The 5,424-nt window shown below is 65.1% G+C and carries 5 protein-coding genes and 1 pseudogene; 3 read left to right on the top strand and 3 right to left on the bottom strand.

What is annotated here, in order from left to right:
• Window positions 1–380, bottom strand: a 380-nt coding sequence (locus AC2VOG_RS05980) for an enoyl-CoA hydratase-related protein (RefSeq protein ID WP_486938998.1), incomplete at its 3' end; no start/stop codon positions are given.
• A gap of 87 nt (window positions 381–467) precedes the next feature.
• On the opposite strand from AC2VOG_RS05980, the gene AC2VOG_RS05985 reads away from it, so the two are divergent.
• Entirely contained in the window at window positions 468–1,274 is an 807-nt protein-coding gene (locus AC2VOG_RS05985; RefSeq protein ID WP_486938999.1) for a 1-acyl-sn-glycerol-3-phosphate acyltransferase, read from the top strand.
• A gap of 223 nt (window positions 1,275–1,497) precedes the next feature.
• Here the strand turns inward: AC2VOG_RS05985 and AC2VOG_RS05990 are convergent, their stop codons facing one another.
• Together AC2VOG_RS05990 and AC2VOG_RS05995 are read right to left on the bottom strand one after the other, a co-directional pair.
• Entirely contained in the window at window positions 1,498–2,916 is a 1,419-nt protein-coding gene (locus AC2VOG_RS05990; RefSeq protein ID WP_486939000.1) for a WS/DGAT/MGAT family O-acyltransferase, read from the bottom strand.
• 27 nt (window positions 2,917–2,943) lie between these two features.
• Window positions 2,944–4,179 (bottom strand): alpha/beta hydrolase fold domain-containing protein, encoded by a 1,236-nt coding sequence (locus tag AC2VOG_RS05995; protein WP_486939001.1) that lies wholly within the window; start codon window positions 4,177–4,179, stop codon window positions 2,944–2,946.
• A gap of 159 nt (window positions 4,180–4,338) precedes the next feature.
• Here AC2VOG_RS05995 and AC2VOG_RS06000 point away from each other — a divergent pair, with 159 nt between their 5' ends.
• Together AC2VOG_RS06000 and AC2VOG_RS06005 are read left to right on the top strand one after the other, a co-directional pair.
• Window positions 4,339–4,497, top strand: coding sequence for a DUF6307 family protein (locus tag AC2VOG_RS06000; protein WP_486939002.1), 159 nt, complete (start codon window positions 4,339–4,341; stop codon window positions 4,495–4,497).
• 453 nt (window positions 4,498–4,950) lie between these two features.
• Window positions 4,951–5,289: pseudogene (locus AC2VOG_RS06005) on the top strand (AI-2E family transporter); the annotation flags it as partial.
• Between the last annotated feature and the right edge of the window lie 135 nt (window positions 5,290–5,424).

A 5,424-nucleotide genomic window follows, 5' to 3' on the forward strand; every position in this document is an offset into this window, starting at 1 on the left:
GCGTCCTTGGACGCCACGATCATGTCGGTGGCGAGCGCCAACTCGGTACCACCGGCCAGCGCGTAGCCCTCCACGGCCGCGATCAGCGGCTTGACCGGCGGACGCTCGGTGAAGCCCATGCCACGGCCTTCGACGATGGGCACCTCACCACGGGCAAACGCTTTGAGGTCCATCCCCGCGCAGAACGAACCGCCCGCTCCGGTCAGGATGCCGACCGAGAGGCCCGGGTCCGAATCGAGCCTGTCCATCGCGTCGGCCAGGCCGTGGGCCACGGCGGAGTTGACCGCGTTCTTGGCCCTGGGCCGGTTGATGGTGATGATCAGGATCCGGTCCCGCTGTTCGACGAGGATTTCGGGCTCGGCGGCTTCTTCAGTGCTCACGACGCTGTGACGCTCCTTCTTCGCTACGGCAGGTGTCTGTCCAGAGATCGTATCGACCCGCGGTCGCTCGACTAACATCACGGCCAAATGGCTGCCACCGATAGCGAACCCAGCGAGATGACCAAGTGGGATCCCGCCCTCACCGAACGCGTGATGGGCTGGCTTCGTCCACTCATCAAGGGCTATCACCGGGCCGAGGTCCGCGGGCTGGAATCTTTCCCGCCGGGCGGCGCGCTGGTGGTGGCAAATCATTCGGGCGGACTGTTCGCGATGGACGTGCCGGTGTTCGCCACCGGTTTCTACGAGCAGTTCGGTTACGACCGACCGGTCTACACGCTGAGCCATGACCTCATCTTCGCCGGACCCACCGGCGAGTTCTTCCGCCGCACCGGCTTCATCCGGGCCAACCACGAAAACGCCGACGAGGCGCTGCGATCCGGCGGCGTGGTGGTGGTCTTTCCGGGCGGCGATTACGACGTGTACCGACCGACGTTGTCGGAGAACGTGATTGACTTCGATGGCCGCACCGGTTACGTGCGGGCCGCGATCAACGCCGGGGTCCCGATCGTGCCGGCGGTGGCCATCGGCGGTCAGGAAAGCCAGCTCTACCTGTCGCGTGGAATGGGGCTGGCCAAGGCACTGCGGCTAGACAAGTTGATGCGGGTGAACATCCTGCCGATATCGGTCGGCTTCCCGTTCGGCCTTTCCGCGGTGCTCCCGATCAACCTGCCGCTGCCGACCAAGATCGTGATGCAGGTGCTCGAACCCATCGATGTGACAGCCGAATTCGGCGAGAATCCAGATATCGACACGGTCGATTCCCACGTCCGGCGGGTCATGCAGAGGGCACTCGACGGCCTGGCCGAGCAGCGTCGCCTACCGGTGATCGGATAGCGACGGCGGTCGGCCTGCTGGGCAGGGGCACACTTTTCGCCCACCTCTCAGCGACAACCCGGCGCCGCCGCCGGATTGTCGCTCGGAGGTGGGCACTTTGGACACCGCCTGGCCGAGCGCCTGCAGTGGCGCGTGAGTTAAGGTTCAGCCCGTTCGCCGAGCGTGAAGCCACCGCGGAAAATCCGCGCAAAAGTCGCAGCAGTTTCACGTTCAGCGCAGAGCCTCACGCTGGAGCCAGCGCTCCCTCGATCACCGCCAGTCTTTCAGAAAGCCCTGCAGCGCGCCGGATCTCGATGACCTCCTCGACCACCGCCTCGGTGACTTCGTGCGGGTCGTCGACCGTCGCGCCGTCGGCGAGCACCGAGACATTCAGCTGGTCGACGTAGCTCCACACCGTGATGTTCAGACCGCTGCCAGCGGTCAGCGGGCCAACCGAATAGATCTCGGTGACCAGCGCGCCACCGACTCGCCCGCGCTCGCGGGGGCCCGGGACGTTGGAGATCGGCAGGTTGAGCACCTTGTTCTGCCCGTCACGCCCGGCCAGCCACCGGAACAGCGACTCCGAGGGTGCCGGCGGGAAGTACGCCGCCCATCGACTGACGAGTTCCGGGCCGAGCAGATGGTGGCTCTCCTTGGCGTCGACCGCGTAGTCGTGCGAGCGCCGCACCCGCTCCAGCGGATCGTCGACGTCGGCAGGCAACGCCACCATCATCCCGGTGAACCGGTTGCCCGACACCCGGTCCGGTGAGAAGTCGAAGCTCACCGGCACCGATGCCAGCAGCGGGTGATCGGACTCGCCGTCGTATTTCAGTCGTAGCTTGCGCAGCGCGCCCGCCGACAGCGCCAGCACCATGTCGTTGATCGTGACGCCGAGCGCCTTGCCGGTCTCCTTGATGTCACTGAGCGCCAAACTGGCGGTCGCGAAACGGCGGTCGGGGGTGAGCTTGTGGTTCATGAAGGTCGGCGGCGGGGTGAACGGCATCGTCAACTCCGGCGACAGCTTGCGGGAGCTCTGCCGCACCCGATTGATGCCCTTCGCGGTGTAGCCGATGGTCCCCGGGATCCTCCCGATATGGCGCACGTGATCGGCGAACGCCGACCGCACCAGGGTCGCGGTCGACGGCGCCGGGTCGGCCGCGTACCGGACCTCGCCGCTCTGCGGCCCGGGCGCCAGATCCATGCCGCGCGCCAACAGGTTCGCCGCGGCCACCCCGTCGGCGAGTGCGTGATGGACCTTGCCCACCACCGCAATCCGGTCGTCGGCCAGCCCTTCGACGAAGTACATCTCCCACAGCGGATGGTCCCGGTCCAGCGGCGTGCTGGCGATCTCGCCGATCGCCTCATCGAGCTGGCGTCGGCCCCCCGGCGCCGGTAGCCGCCAGGGCCGCACATGGTGGGTCAGATCCACGTCGCAGTTTTCCCGCCACATCGGATGATGCAGCTTGAGTGGAATGTCAACCAGCTGATAGCAGAACGGCTCCAGCTTGTAGAGCCGACTATGGATCACCCGGCGGAACGCGTCGATGTCGAAGTCACGACGGTCGGGGTCCAGCTCGATGACCGCGACTTTGAGTGTGTGCATGTGAACGTTCGGCGTTTCGCTGTAAAGCAGTACCGCGTCCCAGCCGCTCAGCCGCTTCATGGGTCGGACATTACAACCGGGCTGCGGCTAAATGACTTCTTTGGACATGTCCCCGGTGGCCGCGATCATCCGATCGCGATAAACCTGACCCAGGAACAGTCCGACCGCCGTCGACATCGCGCCGGTGCGGGCACCGTCGGTCAGGTCGAAACCGTGCCCGGCGCCGGGCAGTTCCACGTAGCTGACGACCGACCGGGAGATCGACCGGAGCCGCTGCACGAAGCTGCGCGCCTGCGCTACCGGAATCACCGTGTCGCTGCTGCCGTGAATCACCAAGAACGGCGGGGCATCTGGGCCTATCCGCGCGATCGGCGACGCGTTGGCAAACACCTCTGGATGCCGGTCGATTCGGCGCTTGACGACGACCCGCTCGAGGAAGTCGACGAACTGTTGCCGCTCGGGCGTCGAGCGGTCCTCCCAATCGTAGCGACCATAAATGCCCACCACCGCGTCGACGGAAGTATCCGAATCCGGTGGCAGCTCGGTCTGCATGTCGGGGTCGTTGGCGGTCAGCCCCGCCAGCGCCGCCAGGTGCCCGCCGGCCGAACAACCGGCTACCGCAATGAAATTGCGGTCACCGCCGAACTTGTCGACATTGGCGCGAGCCCAGGCGATCGCGGTCTTGACATCGGTGATGTGCGACGGCCAGCGGTTGCGCGGGGAGACCCGGTATTGCACCGACAGGCAGACCCAGCCCATCTCGGCCAGGTGTGACATCAGTGCGTAGCCCTGGAGCTGACGCCCGCCGTGCACCCAGGCGCCGCCGGGCACGAAGATCAACACCGGCGCCGGGCACACCGGCAGATCCTGACGACGCCACACGTCCAGTAGTTGCGACGGGTGCTTGCCGTAGCGCACCGAGGAGCGGTGCAGGAAGCGGCGGTGTTGCAGCGCACGCCAGAATGGTGGTGTGTGGTCGGGCGACGGCCACTCGACATCAAGGTCCCTGCCCGAGACCACGCCGCGTAACGCGGCGTCCACAACCGTTTGGGTCTGGTCACGTTCGGCTTTCCGGGCCTCGCCGATGCCAGGAGTGAGCCGCGACCTGGCCGACGCCGACATGAACGCGGGTGCCAACCGGGAGCCCCAGATGCCCATCGCAGTAATGCCGCCGAGGGGTTCCAGATGCCGGCCGACCACCGGTAGGGACGCTATCGCGTCGCTGGCCGCCAGCATGTAGTCGCCAGGGCGGGCTCGCAGGAACCATTTGGCCCGAGCGGCCATGGTGCGCCCAGCGGCGCGTGGCGCCGGTCGTGCCGTCATCGAGGCAGCGTACCCCGCAGTTCGGCTATCCAACCGAAAATCTCGCCCAGCCGGCCGCTGACCGCCGTAGTCCCACCAAATGATGCCAACCGGCGTAACGTAGGAGATGTCGGGCAGCTCGATGACGAGCGGAAATGCCCGATCGAAAAGGACAATCTGATGGCTTCACCGACCACGACTCGTTCACCTTATTTCCTTCGCCTGGAACTGGTTCGGGACACCCTCATGTCCCATTCCAAGCTCAAAGACAAGGAAGCCAGCGAACTGGCGGAACACATTCTGCAAGCGCTGAATTCGATTCCCGAGAAAATTCGCTGAGTACCCATCCGCAGAGGTCCTGCATTTCTTGACCAATACGGTTTTCCCGATTCGTGTGTGCGATCGACTATTCGTCAGATTGACGCATCACCCTGCGATCTACGTGCCTAATTCGCCCGCGCGACTGAGGGTTTGAATCATGACAGTCACAGTGACCCGTCAACACGGCGACACCGAGAAAGAGCCGCACAGCTACCCCACGGGTGCGTGGACCGACCCGGTTTCCCCGCAGACTTAGAGAGCCCGTCGGTTGTCGCGCCGCGAGACTCCCCGATGAAGCACGAATCGCCGGCAGCGGGGATGACTTCCGACGAGGCTCAGGACCACTCGTCGGCTCTCGGTCGGCTCAACGACCGGTTCCATCTCCAACAACGGCTCACCGACGCGGTCAAAGGCTCCGGCGGATCGCCCTCAACGAGGTGGTCAGCGCGGGGACCGCGGTCTTCGGAAGCGTTGGTGCTGGCCATTTTCGTCGCGGTGCTCGACTTGGTGCCCATCGTCGGATCGCCGCTTGCCGGAATCGTCACTGCTGCGGTGGCATTGACCGTCTCGTTCCCAGTTTGCATCGCAACTGTCGCGTTTTTCATCGTGTTTCGGCTTCTTGAGGATTACCTACTAATTCCGCGAATCATCGGCCGGGCAGTGCGGCTGCCGGGCTTGATAACCGTGGTCGCAGTCCTCTTCGGCGGTGCGCTGCTCGGGATTGTTGGTGCCCTGGTGGCTATTCCGATCGCAGCTGCCCTCCTGTTGCTCACCCAGGAAGTGCTCTACCCCCGACTCGACGAGATCTGAGGGCATCCGGGAGCCTAGTGACGGTGATCGCCTGCGTGCGGCGCGGTCGGTTGTCGACCGTACGTCCGGCGACCGACGAACGAACCCTTCATTTTGCCCAGCCAAGTGGTGGGCAATTCCGAGTCCACCGTTGAG

Source organism: Mycobacterium sp. TH-M11, assembly GCF_057473725.1.